The 17376-nt window shown below is 60.5% G+C and carries 13 protein-coding genes; 3 read left to right on the top strand and 10 right to left on the bottom strand.

The features are described from left to right. Positions 1 to 5: 5 nt before the first annotated feature. From MTR72_RS24500 to MTR72_RS24490, 4 genes are all read right to left on the bottom strand, one after another. Complete coding sequence (locus tag MTR72_RS24500) at positions 6 to 3566, bottom strand: AAA family ATPase (RefSeq protein ID WP_341511288.1); 3561 nt, start codon at positions 3564 to 3566, stop codon at positions 6 to 8. Positions 3567 to 3761: 195 nt separating this feature from the next. Then, a complete protein-coding gene (locus MTR72_RS24495) occupies positions 3762 to 5273 on the bottom strand; it encodes a tetratricopeptide repeat protein (RefSeq protein ID WP_341511287.1) in 1512 nt (503 codons plus the stop codon). Between the two features lie 475 nt (positions 5274 to 5748). Further along, positions 5749 to 6015 (bottom strand): PilZ domain-containing protein, encoded by a 267-nt coding sequence (locus MTR72_RS40540; protein WP_445819630.1) that lies wholly within the window; start codon positions 6013 to 6015, stop codon positions 5749 to 5751. A 513-nt stretch (positions 6016 to 6528) separates the two neighbouring features. Next, a complete protein-coding gene (locus MTR72_RS24490) occupies positions 6529 to 6768 on the bottom strand; it encodes a hypothetical protein (RefSeq protein ID WP_341511286.1) in 240 nt (79 codons plus the stop codon). Positions 6769 to 6924: 156 nt separating this feature from the next. Here MTR72_RS24490 and MTR72_RS24485 point away from each other — a divergent pair, with 156 nt between their 5' ends. Further along, on the top strand, positions 6925 to 7101 hold the full coding sequence (locus MTR72_RS24485; protein WP_341511285.1) for a hypothetical protein: 177 nt from the start codon (positions 6925 to 6927) through the stop codon (positions 7099 to 7101). A gap of 308 nt (positions 7102 to 7409) precedes the next feature. Here MTR72_RS24485 and MTR72_RS24480 read toward each other — a convergent pair whose 3' ends face one another. From MTR72_RS24480 to MTR72_RS24460, 5 genes are all read right to left on the bottom strand, one after another. Further along, positions 7410 to 7835: a hypothetical protein gene (locus MTR72_RS24480; RefSeq protein WP_341511284.1), complete on the bottom strand. Its 426-nt coding sequence runs from the start codon at positions 7833 to 7835 to the stop codon at positions 7410 to 7412. After that, a complete protein-coding gene (locus MTR72_RS24475; RefSeq protein WP_341511283.1) occupies positions 7786 to 10128 on the bottom strand; it encodes a DEAD/DEAH box helicase family protein in 2343 nt (780 codons plus the stop codon). Before MTR72_RS24475 ends, MTR72_RS24480 begins: the two co-directional genes overlap by 50 nt. After that, complete coding sequence (locus MTR72_RS24470) at positions 10125 to 11807, bottom strand: bifunctional DNA primase/polymerase (protein ID WP_341511282.1); 1683 nt, start codon at positions 11805 to 11807, stop codon at positions 10125 to 10127. Before MTR72_RS24470 ends, MTR72_RS24475 begins: the two co-directional genes overlap by 4 nt. After that, positions 11800 to 12231: a hypothetical protein gene (locus tag MTR72_RS24465; protein ID WP_341511281.1), complete on the bottom strand. Its 432-nt coding sequence runs from the start codon at positions 12229 to 12231 to the stop codon at positions 11800 to 11802. The genes MTR72_RS24470 and MTR72_RS24465 overlap by 8 nt, the downstream gene beginning before the upstream one ends. 208 nt (positions 12232 to 12439) lie before the next feature. Beyond that, positions 12440 to 13342 (bottom strand): hypothetical protein, encoded by a 903-nt coding sequence (locus MTR72_RS24460; protein ID WP_341511280.1) that lies wholly within the window; start codon positions 13340 to 13342, stop codon positions 12440 to 12442. Positions 13343 to 13395: 53 nt separating this feature from the next. Here MTR72_RS24460 and MTR72_RS24455 point away from each other — a divergent pair, with 53 nt between their 5' ends. Together MTR72_RS24455 and MTR72_RS24450 are read left to right on the top strand one after the other, a co-directional pair. Beyond that, complete coding sequence (locus MTR72_RS24455; protein WP_341511279.1) at positions 13396 to 15090, top strand: recombinase family protein; 1695 nt, start codon at positions 13396 to 13398, stop codon at positions 15088 to 15090. Positions 15091 to 15161: 71 nt separating this feature from the next. Next, positions 15162 to 15512: an inorganic diphosphatase gene (locus MTR72_RS24450; protein WP_341511278.1), complete on the top strand. Its 351-nt coding sequence runs from the start codon at positions 15162 to 15164 to the stop codon at positions 15510 to 15512. A gap of 364 nt (positions 15513 to 15876) precedes the next feature. Here MTR72_RS24450 and MTR72_RS24445 read toward each other — a convergent pair whose 3' ends face one another. Next, positions 15877 to 16515 carry an NAD(P)/FAD-dependent oxidoreductase gene (locus MTR72_RS24445; protein WP_341511277.1) on the bottom strand — a complete coding sequence of 213 codons (639 nt, stop codon included), beginning with the start codon at positions 16513 to 16515 and terminating at the stop codon, positions 15877 to 15879. Between the last annotated feature and the right edge of the window lie 861 nt (positions 16516 to 17376).

The raw sequence follows: 17376 nt of genomic DNA, 5'->3' as shown, positions 1-17376 counted from the left end.
GCACATCAGTGCAGTTGACCGCGGAGCCTCGTAAGCAGAGCGGTCATGTTCAGGCGACTTGCCATCGCCAGAGATTCGTTCAACAGCGCATCGGCATGTGCGATGTCGCCATGGCGGCCGCGGCGGCGCAGCATTTGCGCGTATCGGTTCTGCGCGTGCGCCAACCAAGGCCATGCATGCATGTGCCGGTCCATCCGCAGCGCCTCCTCGAAGTGCTCTTCGGAACGATTCCAGTCGCCGAGCACGTCGGCGAGAGCTCCGAGGAAACGGCCGGCCGATCCGTAGCAGACGGTCACGATGCCGGCCGTGACGGTCATGTGGCGGTAGGGCTCGAGCAGATCGTACAAGGTACGTGCGCAGCGCACGTCCTCGAGCGCCGCGCAGACATCGGCAAGATAGGAAAGCGTCGTGCTCCGCTTCGCATCCATTGGGAAGGCGAAATCGGTCTGCCGCAACTCGTCCAGCATCTTTTGTGCCTGCGGCTTGAAGCCCAGCTCCGTCGCGACGAGCGCGAATCCGGGCTTCCAGGTATTGCCTTCTGGTTCGTCATTGATCAACTGTTTGATGACAGGGGCAATCTCCGCCAGGCGTCCCTGCTCTCGGCGGATCGAGAACATCTGCATGCCGTAGACGCCTTCGACACTCTCCCCATGCGTCCTGCGACCCATCGCATGCGCGCTCTCGGCGAGGTTCTCAGCGGCCGCAAAGTCGCCGATCAAAAGAGCCTGCATGGCTCGCCCTAGCTGCGCAACCCATTCCTGGTGCAGCATCTGACGGCCTTCAATAGATGACTGAAACTGGTCCAAAGCCGCGATCATCCCCTGGTAGTCGCCAAATTCGGCCGAATAATAGATGTGCACAGAAAGAATTCGGGTGCGGAGGTCGGCGTCATTCAGCCGATCGGCAATGGCGAGCGCCTCGCTGAGGCGGTTGCGCAAGTCCGCAGATTGTGTCCCCGAGAGTGCTGCCGGCACCAGAAATGGAGTAAACAGAACTTCACAAAGAGAGCGGTCGTCCTCGAGGCGGCGCGCCATTTCGATCGCCTCGGAATTGAACACGTCAGCACGCTCGAAATCACCCTTCATCAAGAACGCTCTACCGAGCGCACTCAATATCTGGCAGCGCTGCCGGCTGTTTCCTCGTTCGATCGCCGATAAGGCTTCGAGCAGCAGCGCGATGGAAGGTTCAAGAGCGTCGTGATAGTAGAACCGGGCGTGTCCAAAACCGATGGCGCAGTTGGCGAGTGCATCGCTGTTTCCACGCGCTCGTGCCTCGCCGGCGGCGCGCTCGAATGTGGCGGAAGCCTGTCGCAGATGGCCGGCCGCCGACTGCGCCCGACCCAATGCGATTCTTGTCTCGAGCACGGCGTCCTCGCGCCCTTCCGAATCGGGCAGTCTCTCAGCGATGGCCAGGGCTTTCCCGTAATGATCGATGGCCTCGTAGTTCGCCGAGCGCGCCAGCGCGCGCTCACCGGCACGCCGCCAGAACGGCAGGGCCAGCTGTGGTAGTCCGGCCTCGGAAAAGTGCCGCGCAACCAGCTCCGGCTGGGTGTCCGCTGTCTCACGGCGGTACTCGGCAAGGGCGCGGGCAATTGCCGCATGATACCGCTGTCTTCTGCTCGTCAGCAGGGACTGGTATGCCGTGTCCTGAATGAGGGCGTGCCTGAACGCCAAGGCATCCTCGGAAGGACCCCCTCTCAGAACCAGATGCGCCGCCATCAGTTCGGCGACGGCCGCATCGAGATCGGCGATCGGAAAATCGCACACATGAGCAAGCAGGTCTCGGCTGAACTCGCGGCCGATGACAGAGGCGATTTGGGCGGTTTCTTTCGCGGTCGGCTGGCAGCGATCGAGGCGTGCCATCAAGGAGCCCTGCAGCGTCGCCGGAAGCCCCACCTCAAATTCGCCCACACCGGCCGCGCGCTCGACCAGAGAGCGGGCCAGCTCCTCGATAAACAGGGGGATGCCATCGGTCCGACCGACGATCTCATCGATGATGCGCGCGCTGGCAGTGGTGCCGGCAATGTGCCGCACCATATCGGCGATCTGAGGCTTTGCCAGCGGCCCGAGGGAAAGCTGCAGCACATGGTCGTAAAGGCCGGGCCATTCAGAAGTCCAGCTCGGCCGGTGTGTCACGAGCAACATGATCGGTGCTCGGTTGATTGGCGCCATCAGCACATCGAGCAGCTCGGTGGTAGTGGGATCGATCCAGTGAGCGTCCTCGACAATAATCAGCACTGGAGAGCGCGCGGCGCGCTGCAGGAACCGGTCGACCAGCGTCTGCAGTGTGAGGCTCTTCCTTTGCTGTGGCGTCAGGTCGATCTTGCCGTACCGATCATGGCAATCGAGGGACAGAAGCTCTGCATAGACCGGAGCCACCGTCCGAATGTCGGCGCCCACGTCGGCGAGCATATGCTCGAGCTTGTCGAGCCGTTGATCGTTGCTATCGCTTGGCCGGAAGTCGGCGGCGCGGCCGAGATTCTGAACAATCGGAAACAGGGTACTGTGGGTATGATAGGGTGAGCATTGAAAACGCAGGACGACATGCGGCGTCGCGCCCAGCTTTTCTGTAAAGGCCTGCACCAACCGGGATTTGCCGATACCGGCATCCCCCGAGAGCAGGATTGCCTGTCCTTCTCCTGCGCGCGCAAGCTCCCACCTTTCAACGAGCAGCGCGACCTCGTGCACGCGACCTACGAATGGCGACAGCTCTCCGGCATGTGCCGCGTGGAATCGGCTTTCAACCTCTCGCTCGGACTTGACGAGATACACGCGGGTGCCTGTCCCGAATCCCTTGAGGTGTTTCTCACCGAGGTCCTCGACGACGAAGGCGTCGGCGATCAGTAGCCTGGTCGCCTCTGCGATGACGAGTTGACTCGGCTGCGCGCTCGCCTGGAGCCTGGCTGCGAGGTTGGGCGTCTCACCCGCCACCGCACCTTCCTCGCGGACCGAGCCTCCAACGAGGTCCCCGACAACGACGAGCCCCGTGGCTACGCCGACCCGGGCCTCGAGCTCGACATCGTTGGGATTCAGCAGTTGCACGGCGCCCAGGGCCTCGAACCCGGCTCGGACCGCGCGTTCGGCGTGATCCTCGTAGGCGCATGGCCATCCGAAATACGCCATGACGCCGTCGCCCATGAATCGGGCGACGTAACCCCCATAACGGGTGACCGCGCCGGCGACCAGATCCTGATAGCTACGAAGCACCTCGCGCAGATCCTCGGGATCGAGCCGACGAGACAGCTCCGTGGAACCAACCAGGTCGCAGAACAGGACGCTCAGCAGGCGTCGCTCCGGCGGCCGCTCCGGGGGAGCGCGCGGCAACGGTTTATCGTTCGCATCGAGAGAGTTGGTGCTTGCCGCCGATAGCGCGCCCCCGAAGGACTCGACAATCGCCGCCAGCATCTTGCGCCGGTGGCCAAGCGACACGCCAAGCTCCTTTAGATCCTGATCGGTCAAAAGGTGCAGGATGGAGATGTCGACGTCGTTTTCGGCAAAACGATCCGCGTACTCGGAAAACCCGAGCGTTGCCAACCACTCTGCAACTGACGATATCGGGGTCCGCATCGGATGCCCCTCGTCTTTAGCGAGAACCGGATTAGCCTATCAAAATTGGCACCCAATGTCTCTTTCGGGGTCAACTGGCGTCGATCTTGCCGCTACTTGGTTAGGTCCCGTTTACCCCCCCCCCAGCCGACAGATGGACGAACGCCGAATCTCGTCGGTATGAGCCATTAGGAGACGTCTGCGTCAGCAAGCACTTCATTGCTCCCGGACGCCTCCCTTCCTCAGCCCATCGACAATGCCATCGAACTCCCGACGAAACTGCGGGTTGCTTGAGATTGAGTAACCAAGATCACGGTACCACTGGATCGTAAAGTCTGGTCGGAGCTTGTTCAATTCAGTCAAGCTCTGCTGTGCCTGTTCCAATTGCCCCGTGGCTCCATAAGCCGATGTCAGATCTACATAGCTGTATAAGTTCAAGTTGTTCAGATTGACCGAGCGCCTGCATTCCTCGATGGCTTCTGCATATTGGCGCAGGTGCAAGTGTGCATGGCAGAGCCAGTAGCGCCAAACGGAAGCAAAAGGATCTCTGGGACTGATACGGAGAGCCAATTGAGCCGGCGAGAAAGCTTCGCGCGTCCGCCCGGAGGTGATAAGTGTAATTGCTCTAGCGCCGTAGACTGCTGGATTATTTGGATCAATTTCGAGCGCAGTATCGTATTCAGCCAATGCCCCCTCAGGGTCTCCAAATAGCAGAAGGTTTCCCTTGGCCCAATGAGCACCCGCGCTTGCCGGGCTTTTGGACAGAGCTCTGTCGATGAGGTCGAGCCCTTGTTTTTTGTCTTCAACAACGGAAGCAGACCATCGATTGTTCACATTAGCGGCTAAACACCGCGCTTTCCCGACCATGGCCTCAACGTTGTCGGGATCGAGGCGCAGCGCACTATCGAATAGGTCCTTTGCCTGAGCATTTTGGATCTTCGACTGCGGCTCGTAGAACTTTGTCCAACCGCGCATCGTGAAGTCCATGGCGTCTGGATTCCTCGACCGGTCCGCTTCGCTGCGACGGCTTTCGGCTTGGATCAGTTCAATGTTCAGCGAGCGGGCGAGCCGCGCTGTGATCTGGTCCTGCAAGGCGGCGAGGTTCGTACGATCGCCGTCGAAACGGTCGGACCAAACGTCCCGACCGCTCGCGATATCCGTAAGTGATACGTTGACCCGGACCTGATTCCCGTTGCGCCGCACCGCGCCCTGGACTGCCCAGCGGATGCCAAGATCCCTGCCGAGCGTCCTGAAGTCGATCTGCTTGTTCTTGTATGTAAACGCCGTTCCACGTCCGATAACGAACGCGCCGGGCATTTGCGCGAGGTCGGTCGTCAGATCGGTCGTAATGCCGTCGGCGAAATAGTCCTGCTCCGGATCGTTGTTGAGATTTGCGAACGGCAGGACGACCAGTGACAAGCGGGGAGCAACGTCGGGCCGGGCCGTGGCCTCCCTCTGCGTCTGTTGCTTGTCCGGAAACACGTCGGTGCGCAGCGTCTTCCACACAGTCCAGTAGCCGGCGAGGCCACCCGCGATCGCGCCGATCGCGGCAATCGAAGCGAGCGCCCCGCCGATCAGCTGCAATCGCGCCCGGAGGCGACCCTTAAAGTTGAGACTCGATGCCGGTTTGTCCGGTGGCTCGTTATCAGAGGCCGTCTTGTTCAGTGGGTCATTATCGGATGCCGGTTTGTCCGGTAGGTCGCTGGAGACTTCCGAGTTCGTCACCATTGCCTCCCCCGTAGGGCTCAAACGCCAGAATTTTCAAGCCTAGCAGATTTTTGCGGCTTCGCGTTGGTCAAGGTTGCTGACTAAGTTAACCCTCTTACAAGTTGTTGCGGGACGGTCGTCGGTTTATGACGCCGAATAGATGTCCGGTTGGGGTCAGAAGCCGATATCCCACGCTCCTCCAATGATAGTCGCCTAGCCGGCAACGAACTGACAGCTCAAGTTTGCTGGTAGGCAAGCATTGATGATCTCGATGTTATGACTTGCGCGGGGCGGCCACCGCAAACCGCTGGCCAACCAGGGCCAGTCCGACCGGTTGCGGCCGAAATCCGCGCGGCCATAAGACCGTGGTGCGCGCCCCTTAAGTTAATCTGGTCCGCGTGACCAGTTGAGCGACGCGCGGCAAAGACCGGGAAGGAACGCAAGCCGCCGCACGGAAGCGCGTTGATTGCAGCGAACCGCTCGCGCTCCTGGGACCTTAGCAGACGAACGAGATGCCAGCGCGGTCTTCCCGACGCCACACCAAGCGACAGTCGAATGACGTCCGAAACTCGTCAAATGACAATCGGAAATCGGTCGATAGGATCGAACCACTTTTCAGCCTTACGCAGGCCCCGAGGACGGAGAGGTTCAGCATCTTGCAGGGCGTGATCGTCGGTTTGCCTGGTAGCGAAAGCATCACAGTTTGTTCGAGCGTCTTGCGTGTGACGCGTCGCCGCTCAACACCGGTCCATGCGAGAGACATCACTTTCCGAGACCTCAAGATTTGCAGCATCAGAAGGCGTGGCCGTCGACCAGAAGGATGGCGACCCCTCGCCGCGAAGAACGTCGGTACGCGCGAGATGACGACTTCGCGACTGCGTCCAGCATCCGCACCCTGCTGCCCGGCGCAAGGACTTTCGTGCATTAGTATTACTTGGGTTGCGTAATGGAACGAGCCTCTTTCCTTAAGCCGCTTGCTCCCCGCTCAAGAGAGCGTCGGCACGCGCGGAAGACGGCGGCGGGGATCGCTCCGGTCGAAGCCATCGTCTTAAAAAAAACCGGAGGAGAGGCCGTCCTGTGGGCGGCCTCTCCTCAACTCTCTCAGTATGGTGGGACCGGCCGTATCAGGGCGGCAGGACCAAGCACTGGATCAAGGTGAAGAACCGGCAGCATCCAACGGAGAAGTGGAGCTGTGAGAATTCTCGGCGATTACGCTGGGCCTTACGAGCCGCGCTGGCGTGACGCCGAGAAGGCGACGCAGCCAGCCTCGCACAATTCAGTTCGTGAGATCGCGAAGGAAACCGGCGTCAGCAAGAGCACCGTTGCTCGTGCCGCAACTCGTCACGTGGGCAAATTGGACAGATGAAGAGGCTGTTTGTTGCACCCAGGCAACTCTTCTCTTGTTCCATGATTTGCGTCGTGTTTTCGGCTTCACACGATAAGCCTGACCTGCAAAGATATTCTGCGCGTGAAGTTGACTGGTAATATTGTGATCGGCGGGGAAGAAAACGCGCATGTATCCGGCGCCTACAGAAAGACCCTCTTTTGATGGTCTTTCTGTAACGCGCCCCGGTCGTCCTGCCATTAAGTCTGGGAAGAGAATTAGTTGCGGGCTTTCTTTACGAAGCCCAAGCCGCAATCTCCGGTCTCATATATTATTGTGAGGACGACCATGCTGGACGACGAATTCAATCAACAACGTGCAAAACTATTGCGCGAACTCGCAGAGCAAGCTGATCCCTTTATCAAGAAGCGCCTTTTGAATTTGGCACAGCGCTATGAACCGAAGAGCGGTCAATACCAATTGGCGAGCACAGTGCTAAACCGCAGGGACAACGTTGATAGGTAAGCAATGCAAAACGCCTGCATCTTGCCAGAAGTCAATTGTGGTTGGCGTGCCGGGATGCCCGTATAAAAACATCAGGCTCCCGCGCCAACTTAAGCCCCAAAAAGTTCGGCCGGCGGCCGCTTGAAGGGGGCCATCCCCCACGTCACGCGGCTCGGCCGGGATCAGCTGGCCGCCGCGCTCCCCGGCTAAATGCCTTCAAAATGGGCAACCCCCCTTTAGGAATTTTATCCCATTGCATATGGACGGCCCCGTGCGGTCGCGGGGGCCGCCGCGTCTAGATTTTTGCTCCCCCCGCCCCCGGTCATGGGTCAATGAACAGCGGGCGGCCATTCGGCTTCGACGCGATCAGCAAGTCGCCGCAGCATGTCGGCTGCTCCAGGGCGACCGACGGCGATGACCAGAGGACTCGTTGCCGACGGCGACGACCAGAGGACTCGTTGCCGCCGACCAGGATCAACGGCTTCGGTCATGTCCAATCCGCCCCGATCGACGACATCCAGCCCGACACGGCAGGCGGCGAGGTACTCGGAACGTTGCTCGCGCTCGCGCTGATCCTGTTTCAGCTGGGTTGCTGTGCGAGCCCTGGCACTCACGATCCATTGTTCCTTTTCGAAGCTTGCCGCCGCGCCATCGACGTGCCCAGGCCGATCGCGCCCGCCCTGCGATGGCGGCGGCGATGCGCAGTTATCGCTGCTCAGGCGGCTTTTGATGCGGTTTGGAGACCATCCGCTCATCGGGCGCCCCTGCCCCATCGCCGCCACCGGCGCCCTCTGCAAGACCGTCCACGGATTCGAAAAAAGCCAACGTCCCCAGCGCCGCCTCAACCCGCGCCCGCGCGCCCGGCACCGCATCAGAAGACAGCAGCGCTCGCCGCTCGCGTTGCCCGCGCCCGCTAACCTTGAAGCGGCACAACATCGAGGTGAGCCCAAAAGCGTTATAAGAATATCCATCTATAGCGTCATTCGGCTCACCTCGGGCGGAGGCGAGCCCAACCACGCTATAAGACGCGGCGGCGAACACCGCCGGAACGCGGCCGTCGCGGCGATACCTGTAGTCGGCGGCCCTCCGGTCCTTGAACAGATCAGGATACAGCCGCGCCGCATCCGCGGGCCATTCCGGGACCAGCCCGCGCGCCATCATCGCGTCGATTTCATTGGGCTCGACGTCCGCGACGTGCACCAGAGCGTCAATGGGCAAGGGGAGCGTCAGGTCGTCGAGGATCACAAATGCCTCGACCGGGTTCTGCGCCGTCCGGTTCACCGCCCGCGAGCGACCGAGGGCCTGCAAGACACCGCTTTCGGCGATGGCCCGGGAAAGCAGATTGGCATCGGCATTGTCGTAGCCATTACAGCGCAGCAACCGCTCGGTGCCGTCCTTGAACCGAATCGGCCGCTGCTGCTTCACCCGTTTGCCAACCATGACTGCCTTGCCAATCAGTGCAGATCCCGAGATCTCGATCGCCGACGGGCTTGGCATTGGCCGACCGACGGTGATCAGCATCTCCACATTGCCATACCCATCCAGCCCTTCGATGGCGCCAAAATGGGCGGTATCAACATAGGGAATGTCCTCGAACACGTCTTCGACATGCTTCTGGGAGATCACCAACGTCCGGCGCCCCCGCGCGAGATGGATTACTAGCGCCCGCAACCGCTCCCGCCGAGCCTGTTGTTTTGCATAGGCTGCTGGTTGCTTTGCCTCATCCGGCAGCGCGAGAATTTTCTTGCCGACCGCGAGACCAACGATCTGCGTGATGCGCTCGTGCGGCGCCGCCACATTGATTTCCTGCAGCATCGTGAGGTACGGCAAATGATGCCGCACCAGTTCAATTTCCATCGTCGCGTCGCCGTGCAACAGAGGCAGCGCGGTGAACGTCTTATGAATCTCCTTCTTGCCGAGCACACGGAGATAGCGCGCGGCCACATCGTTTTCGACGACGGTCTCAAGGATCAAACGACCAGCGATCTCCTGGTCGCCGTTCAGGAATTCCTCCAGCGTCTTCCACATGCGGGCGCGGCGCCGGACTTGTCGCATATACTTGTACTGCTCGACAAACCTGCGTCGGTCATCCGCACTCGTGTTCGGCCGCAATTCGATCTTGACCATGCGCTTGTATTCGAGCTTGGCCGCGGCGGCATAGCTGATGTTCAGCTCGCCAGCGTCGATCAGGGCCTGTCGCTTCAACCGGCCATCGGGCATTTGCATCAATGCAGCCTGCAGCTTCTTGCTGAGCTCACTCAGCTGTTTGGTCTCCTCCTTGAGAATCTCCTTTTTCTTGCGCACCGGATAGGTAGTCAGATTGGCATCGCAAATTTCACTGACCTTCATCCGGGTTTGACGCGGGTCTTGGAGAATTCCCTTCAACGAGAAGCCCTCGTCAATAATCACTAGGCCGAACGTGTCCTTGCCGAACCGATTCAGCGTAACGAACATCAGCTCGTGCGCCGCAAAGACCACATCGGCACCCTTCGCCTTCTCGCGCTGCAATTGAAATGCACAGCGATCAAAAAAACGGCACCTGACCTTACCGTCATCGCAACAGGTCTTGTGCACATCGGCACCGATGGTCTGCGCCGCTTTTACTGCGTCAATGTTGCGGCACAGCAGCTCGCCTGTCTTCAAATCCTTCGCCTCGCGCGACTGATAGATTGCCGTCGAGATGCCGTGCGAACCGAACACGGCCATCAGCTTGCCGCTGGCCTCTTCAGCCAGTCGGTGAGTCGGCACCAGAAACATGACGCGATACAGTTGATGGCGCCGACGCTTCTGCTCCAGCACAAACTTCGCGGCGCCCTGCCGCATCTGCTCGGACTTCCCGCCCCCGGTCGTCAGCTTGAGGGCGGCATGCAGCGCGGGCTCATAGTCGAGATCAATCACACCTTCCTGGGGCGCCGGCGTCGCGTGAAACCGCAGTGCCTGTTCGATAAACACATCGATGATCGCGCGCATCTGCTCGCGCGCAATGTCCACCGGCACGGCACTGCTAGGCTTCGCCTCTTGATCAATGCCAACAAACGTATCGTTCATCGCTGGATCACCGGCAGCGTCTGATCGAACGGAAACAGATCGGCTGACTTATGCGCCGTCACGGCAATGCGAACCAGACCACCCCACACTTTCGTGCATTTATCGGCGGCCTCACTTCCTTCTTCGCAATCGACGATCACCGTCAGTCGCTTGATGCTGTGAAAGCGCGGTTTCGGAAATGACGCAATGTTCTCCACCGACAACACCGACCATGCCGGATTGAAGCCGAATATCATCGCAGCCAACGCCGTCTCGATGCTCGCCGCAATCGTCAGCTCGCCGCGGCAGTTGGTGAGTTCACCGCCGAATTTGATGACGCCATAACAATCGATGGAGCCGATTGTCTTGCGCTCGATCACGATCGCCGCTGGGCTGAGAGCCGTGAGATGGACGCCAGCCGGTTCGTTGGTGAGGCTGTCCTGCACATAAGCGACAAGGCAAGGAAAGCTGAAATCACCGAACGGACAAGAAGGATGAAAGCGCAGCACTTCGTGCGCTGCATCCGGCGCAGTGAGGCCAAGGCTGGCCAGATATTTTTCAGCAAGCGATCCCCGCAGCGGCTGTGCGCTATCGAACAGCTCGAGCGCATGCTCGACCAAGCTGATGCTCTCGGCCTCACTGCCCGCGCGAATGGGATCGGGGGTGATGGCCGCCAGCCGGTGGTCGGCCCGCCACGTCGGCGACGCCTGCTCTGCGAGGTAGAAGAGCGTGCCGACGCCAATTTCGGCCGGCGGGCACGATTCGAGCGCCTTCCATTTCGCTTCAGTCGCAGCGGCATCATAGGCCGGATACTTCTGCGACCACTTGTCGAACATCGCGATGCCGGCGGTCGACCCGCCGGTCGCAGCGAACACAGCCATCCCGATCCGATTCCACTCCGCCCAGTTCACGCTTGCATTGTTGGGGATCGCCATCAGGGCCGCTTCGATCTCTTCGAGATCAGCACCGGCCTTGAGCTGATGGCGGCGACCACCACGCTCTTCTAGGCCGTTCCCCGTGCGCGCCTTTTCACGTGCAGGTCCGCGTGACGAAGCTTTCTTTCCCTCCTTCTGTTTCGTCGCGGCTTCGATCAGCCAAACCGGCGCTTCCGCAATCGGCAGATCGTTCAGCCAGCGATATTCGCCGACGCCCGGTTTGATGCTTGGCGGCGCGATCACCATGCCGCCGTCGCCGCGAACATCGACGCCGGGCGCGAGCTCGCTTGTGCTGTTCTTGATATAAACACCGGCACCAGGATGCCGGTAATAGCGATGGACCGACCCGCTGGGGCTGATCGCCATACGCGTTTCAGGAAAAGGGCCGTGCTTGGCCTCCAGCACTCGGATCGACGCGAGGCCGTCGACGCCATGGCCTTCGGCCGTGTCGGCCTCAATGACAAAGATGCCAGATGTCGTGCCAGTGACGATGGCGACGTTGGCATTGGGCCACTTCCGGAAATCGTTGCGAATCTCGTCGGGGTCGGTGGTCTTGCCCCACTTGGCCCGGCTGTGCTTCTCCGATTTATGCGATTTCTTCTGTCCAGGCGGAGCGGGGAAGACTTCCAGACCCATGGACGCATAATGGAGCGCCGCGACGCCGCACGCGCTCAACCGCCGTGCGCTCTGGACCACGCCGCGCCACGCAGCTCTGATCGAGGCTGCAGTCGATTCACCGGTGACGTTCGGCGCGCGACTACGCATTGCAGGCACCGAGGCCGCGATTGCGGCCCAATTCGATCATCTCCTGCTCGACCAGGGTGACCTGCGCCGTGCGTTCGGCCTCGAAACGCTCACGGGCCGCCTGCTCGGAAAGCTTGGTGTCCCAACCCTCCTTGCCAACCACGATCATGCGCAGCTGCGAGCCCGGCACGATGTTCTTGATGATGGCGTAGTAACTGCGACCGGGCGGCAGACGCTCGGTGGCGTGGCCATGCATCAGCGCCTTCTGTTCGATTTCGGCGCTGCCGGCCAGGCGGACCCGATGTTGCCGATGGGGGAACCGCTCGAAGAATTTGCGGTCAGCGTCCGTGATCTTCTCGACACGGGCCGCAAGCTTCTTCATCTGGCGACGCTGGGCGCGGCTCAGGTGTTCGGCGCCCTGACAAATTTGGAAACTATCAGCCATGGCGCGTATTCCAGCCACGGCCAGGCTGTGCGGCGGCGATATCGGAGAGGGAGAGCGCTTCACGTGGTCGTGCTCCTCTTATTTGAGCAAAACGCACGCCAATGCATGGTCGTGCACCCGCTGACTCACGTCACCTCGGGTGCTGTCCCAGATAGACATTTCCTGCAAATTGGACAGCTAAAGCGGTGGGCGGTTAGCAATGGCCGCTTTATGTCGGGACGGACCGCGACTTCTTCCGATTATCTACCATCACATTGATGTTGGCGGGGGTCGGTCGCCGCTCCTGTTCGATGCCGAGCAGATCGAACAGGGCTTCAAAGAATGCCTTGCGCGTCAATTTCTTTGACGGCGCGAAGCCAATCATCTCCAGCACATCGAGAGCTGGATGGACAACCAGTGCGGTCTCAGAATCTTTCCTGTAATCACCCGTCTGGCGTTTAAGTATCCTCGCGAGCACCTCGGGATTTTCCCTCAAGAACTCAATTCCGCGATCTCGCTCCAGGATCAGCGCATCCAGGTCGGGGCCCGGGACGAGCTCGCCATACTGCTCCATCTCGGCTCTGGTGAGGTGATCGGTCTCGGCACGAAATTCAAGATACCGTTCGATCTTCTCTTCTCGATCCTGGGCACGGAGGTCAGCGAGGTCAGCGGCAAAAGCGATTTCGCTGTGAATGGGGCCAAGCCATCTCATGGCGTCGCGCACCATGGGCTGTACCCTACAATAAAGCTCTAGCGCTTCTTGTATAGCAGTGATCGTCGGCCGCTCACGCTCCGCCCAATACCCATTGAAGATTTCGCGGATGCGCGTCTCGAACTCCGGCGCAAGATCATCAGCATCAGTCAAGCCGGCACGTTCGAGCACTACCGGATAGTGCACGGCGTAATGCTGCCTCGATGGAGCCGAGTTCCGAGCCATGGTGCGGTGCTGGGTCGAACATAACGCGGTGGGCTGAATGCCCACCGCCGCTTTAGCTTCCCACAAGGTCGAACTGGGTGCAATTGCGCGAGCGAAATGTCGCGCGCGAATCTCAGAATGCCACCGGATCGGCCCGACGAGGCCGTTCTTCGCTATGTGCGGGAGCTTGCCAAACGACTCGCGCGGGAGGATCATGAGGCGGAGATCGCGGCCCGCCAAGCATCGAACCCCGCTATCCCCAAGCGCCCATGAACCGCTGCGTCATCTACGCCAGATTTTCAAGCGACCGCCAGAAAGATCGCAGTATCGACGATCAGATTGCTCTTTGCCGCGATCTATGCACGCGCGAGGGGATGGCGGTGATCTCCACTTTTGAGGACCGCGCCATTTCCGGCGCCGGAGCAATCAACCGCCCCGGATTTCAAGCATTGCTGCGCGCTGCCGAAGCGGGCTTGTTCGATGTCATCGTCGCCGAAGACATGGATCGTCTGTTCCGCGACCAAGCCGACTACCACACAACCCGCAAACATCTTGATCATCTCGGTATCGCGATACACACGGCAAGCGGCAAGGTGGGCAAGCTCGATGGCGCGTTGCGAGCGCTCATGAGCGAGATGTACATCGAGAATCTGGTGCTGCATACGCGACGCGGCCTTGAAGGCGTGATCCGCGACGGACGGCACGCTGGCGGGCGCGCGTATGGTTATCGTGCGGTAGCCGGCAAGCCTGGCGAGTTGGAGATCGTCGAGGATGAGTCCGAGATCGTTCGCCAGATTTTCGCTGACTACATCGGTGGCAAGACGCCGCGCCAGATCGCGCACGATCTTAACAGGCGCGGCGTGCGCCCGCCGCGCGGTCGGCTATGGAACGCATCGACCATCAACGGCAACGTGTCACGCGGTGGCGGCATGATCTTGAACGATCTCTATGCCGGGCGGATCGTCTGGAACAAGGTGCGTATGGTCAAGGACCCGGTGACGCGCAAGCGCCTGTCGCGCGCCAATCCGAAAGATCAATACAAGATCATCGAGGCACCGCATCTACGCATCATTGACGATGCGACGTGGAAGGCCGCGCAAGCCATCAAGATCAACCGGCGTCACAATGCGACGCCCGCGACGGTGCAAAAAGCACGAGCGCCCAAGCGAGTTTTCTCTGGCTTGATGAGGTGCGGCTGCTGCGGCGGCGGGATGGCCTCGATCGGCACCGACCGCAAAGGCGTGCGCCTGCAGTGCACGACGCATCGGGAAAGCGGCTCATGTCCCAACGGCCGGCGGGTTTATCTCGACGAGATTGAAGCGTTGGCGATCAAGGGATTGCGCCAGCACCTCGCGCATCCCGAGGTGATCACCGCGTTTGTCGACGCCTACAACGCGGAGCGCAAACGGCTGAAGAAAGAGGCGAGCACCGAACGCACCCGGATCGAGCGGCGTCTGGGCGAGATCGAGCGCGAGATCAAGCGCATCGTCGATTTCATCGTGAAAGGGATGGCTACCGACGCGCTCATCCCGCGAATGAATGAACTGGAGACCGATCGCAAGGCGCTCGCCGCGCGCCTTGAGGAGACCAACGAAGCCGACACCGTGATCGCCCTGCATCCCAAAGCGATCGACCGCTACAAGCGCGCAGTTCGGGAATTGGCCGACGAGCTGAAGCGCGGCTCCCCAATCGAATTCGCGACTATCCGCGAATTGCTTACAGCGATTATCGTGCATGCCGCCCCGAGCCGGCCGGGCGGCGCCCGAAGCAAAGCCAATGCCGAAGATGATCGGAGCGTGCGGATCGACATCAAGGGTCGGCTCGCCGCGCTCTGCGAAAATCCGGCGCTGTTTCCGAACATGGCTATGTCGGGGGGAACGTTGGTAGCGGGGGAGCGCTACCGCCTTTCCCCACACCAACCAAACCTACGATATCTCATCCAGTCTTACGCAATCAGACGTTGATGGACCCCAAGGTAAGCAAGGCTTTACGCCCGTTGAAAGATCCCGGACTACCGGTCGGGTGAAGGCGGCCTTTGTCGCGAAAAATCGAAAGCGGCCCTTTCTCGATGCCGCCTTCGTTTGGTTGGGCGCGGTCTCTGGTCAAGATTCACGCAGGTCGGATTGCGGGTTCAAATCCCGGACCTGCAATCATCTCAAACTGCTTCTCGAGGCAGTCGTTTTGCCCTCCGAACGCCGCCCGTTTTGGCGAACACTCACCTCTGGAGACCGATCTGCAGGACATCCGGAAGCTCCCCGCCCGAGCGGTCGAAGAACTCGAAGAATTCTTCCGAGCGACGGTCGCGCTCGAAAAGAAAGAACTCGAATTCCTGGGCTGGCACGGACTGGGCCATGCGATTGAGACGATCAAGCGGCACTCGAAATGATGCACCCTATGTCTTCGTCAGAAGCGGCACTCGCTCGCTCGAGTTGCCTGTTGGCGTCGGTGAATGGTCTCGCGCTCGAAGGAAGAGAATTCCCGGAATCGTCTTGGAGGTGAGGACCGATGGACTTTCCGCCATTGAGCGACCTGAACGAGGCGGGTTGCGTCGGGCGCGCTCGGGACGCTGGAAAGCGCCGCCCTTGTTGACTCTGGCGCTGGCGGCCTGTCGGTCTAGCAGATCGCCGAGCAGCACCAGCAAGCTGACCGCTTGAACAAGCGCATCGGCAGGAGCGTGTACTTGCCGGGCTCGAGCTGGTCCGGAGCTCGAAAGCGACCGCCGCTCGCCGCGAGTCCGGCCGCGAAAGATCTCACCCGAAGCGATCCGGTCGGAAAGCCGAGAGATTCAAACCGTCGTCTCGATTGTCGATGATGCTCGCGACGATGCGGCTGGTCACACCAGCGAGCGTCATGCCGAGATGTCCATGGCCAAAAGCAAAGATGATATTCGGCTGACGTCGGCCCCGTCCGATCACCGGCAGCGAATCCGGAAGCGACGGCCGGAACCCCAACCATTGGGTCCGAGCAGGTCCAAGCTTCGGAAATAGCTTGCGTACACCCCGCTCGAGAACAGCGATGCGATCGGCGTTGGGAGGCGCGGATAGCCCGCCAAGCTCAACGGTGCCGGCGACTCGCAGACGGCCTTCCATCGGCGTGACATAGAACCCGAGATCGACGGGGCTTACGGGCCTTTTGATGGGACAAGCCTCCATCGCGAATTCGATGTGGTAGCCACGCTCGGTATCGAGGGGAACGTTCTCGCCGGCTTGCCGCGCGAGAGAGCGCGACCAGGCGCCGGCGGCGAGAACGACCGCACGCGCATCGACAACGAGCTCACGACAAGTGAGCCTGATGTGTCCGCCGCTCAGAGGCTCCAGTCGTTCGACACGAAAGCGTTGAAACGAAGCGCCTTTCGACACCGCCGCAGCCGCCACCCTCGACCACGTCATTACTCCTGACAGCCGACATATCCTCGGCCGTGGGATGCGGCAGCGATGGGGCCAGACGCCGATCACCTCTCAGGATGGAGGACGGCCCCGACCTCGGATGAGGCGTCGAAGTGCATTAATTACTCGTGTGAGCTGGGATGATGGCTTGTTTCGCCGGGCCGGCATGACGATCACAACGTAGAGCACATTCAGCAGCAGCCAGCTGTCGAGCGCCAGCAGAAAGAGCTTCATCAAATTGGGGGCCGACAGACAATAAAATGATTGCGTGCAAGAACGCGTCCATCGAAACCTAGTTGGCCCGCCGTTTCAAGCACTACGTTTTGGTCAAAGGGGGCAAGCCGGGCCTGTAGCCGTCCAATCTCAGGCGGGCGCAGGAACACCCGGGGCGGCTAGGAGCCAATCGCGACGGTTTGGCCCGGTGCCACTCAAGCGGCTATTGGAAAGAGTGAGGCCGCCTCATCGAGCAAAGATGGGTATCATAATCCGCCTCTGCGGGTGCCTTCTCCCTTCATTGAACCTTAGCCTAGTCCATTTAGACTCATCCTTACCGGGGAATTGCTTATTCCCACCCGGGGCTGGAAAGGCCGCCGCTCGCGACGATTTTAAGCGGGCGGCGTTTTTGTTGCCCCTACGGTTTTTCAAGTGCACACTTGTTCGGCAAGCACCCCCGTTCCTGCCAGCCCGAATGGAATAATAAGAGGTGCGCTGCCATCTAAATTGGCCCGCCTCCAACCGCCGCATTTCCGGAGGCGGGCTTACTTTACTAACTTCAAATCGACTACCCCCGGCTGTGGCACAAGCCCTGACCCGGTTCCAGATTCGCGATTCCACACCTCCGTGACTATCTTTCCTACGTCAGTG

The organism is Bradyrhizobium sp. ISRA442, assembly GCF_038085055.1.
Classification (GTDB): Bacteria; Pseudomonadota; Alphaproteobacteria; order Rhizobiales; family Xanthobacteraceae; genus Bradyrhizobium.
The sequence above is the reverse complement of the archived record's forward strand: the minus strand, read 5'-3'. Positions and strand labels throughout refer to the sequence as shown.

Excerpts from the sequence above, each read along its gene's own strand:
- MTR72_RS24490 (WP_341511286.1), bottom strand. The coding sequence starts at position 6,768 with ATGCGCGTTTTCTTCCCCGCCGATCACAATATTACCAGTCAACTTCAC.
- MTR72_RS24495 (WP_341511287.1), bottom strand. The coding sequence starts at position 5,273 with ATGGTGACGAACTCGGAAGTCTCCAGCGACCTACCGGACAAACCGGCA.
- MTR72_RS40540 (WP_445819630.1), bottom strand. The coding sequence starts at position 6,015 with ATGTCTCTCGCATGGACCGGTGTTGAGCGGCGACGCGTCACACGCAAG.
- MTR72_RS24470 (WP_341511282.1), bottom strand. The coding sequence starts at position 11,807 with ATGCGTAGTCGCGCGCCGAACGTCACCGGTGAATCGACTGCAGCCTCG.
- MTR72_RS24455 (WP_341511279.1), top strand. The coding sequence starts at position 13,396 with ATGAACCGCTGCGTCATCTACGCCAGATTTTCAAGCGACCGCCAGAAA.
- MTR72_RS24500 (WP_341511288.1), bottom strand. The coding sequence starts at position 3,566 with ATGCGGACCCCGATATCGTCAGTTGCAGAGTGGTTGGCAACGCTCGGG.
- MTR72_RS24480 (WP_341511284.1), bottom strand. The coding sequence starts at position 7,835 with ATGAGCGGATGGTCTCCAAACCGCATCAAAAGCCGCCTGAGCAGCGAT.
- MTR72_RS24465 (WP_341511281.1), bottom strand. The coding sequence starts at position 12,231 with ATGGCTGATAGTTTCCAAATTTGTCAGGGCGCCGAACACCTGAGCCGC.
- MTR72_RS24445 (WP_341511277.1), bottom strand. The coding sequence starts at position 16,515 with ATGACGTGGTCGAGGGTGGCGGCTGCGGCGGTGTCGAAAGGCGCTTCG.
- MTR72_RS24485 (WP_341511285.1), top strand. The coding sequence starts at position 6,925 with ATGCTGGACGACGAATTCAATCAACAACGTGCAAAACTATTGCGCGAA.
- MTR72_RS24475 (WP_341511283.1), bottom strand. The coding sequence starts at position 10,128 with ATGAACGATACGTTTGTTGGCATTGATCAAGAGGCGAAGCCTAGCAGT.
- MTR72_RS24460 (WP_341511280.1), bottom strand. The coding sequence starts at position 13,342 with ATGATCCTCCCGCGCGAGTCGTTTGGCAAGCTCCCGCACATAGCGAAG.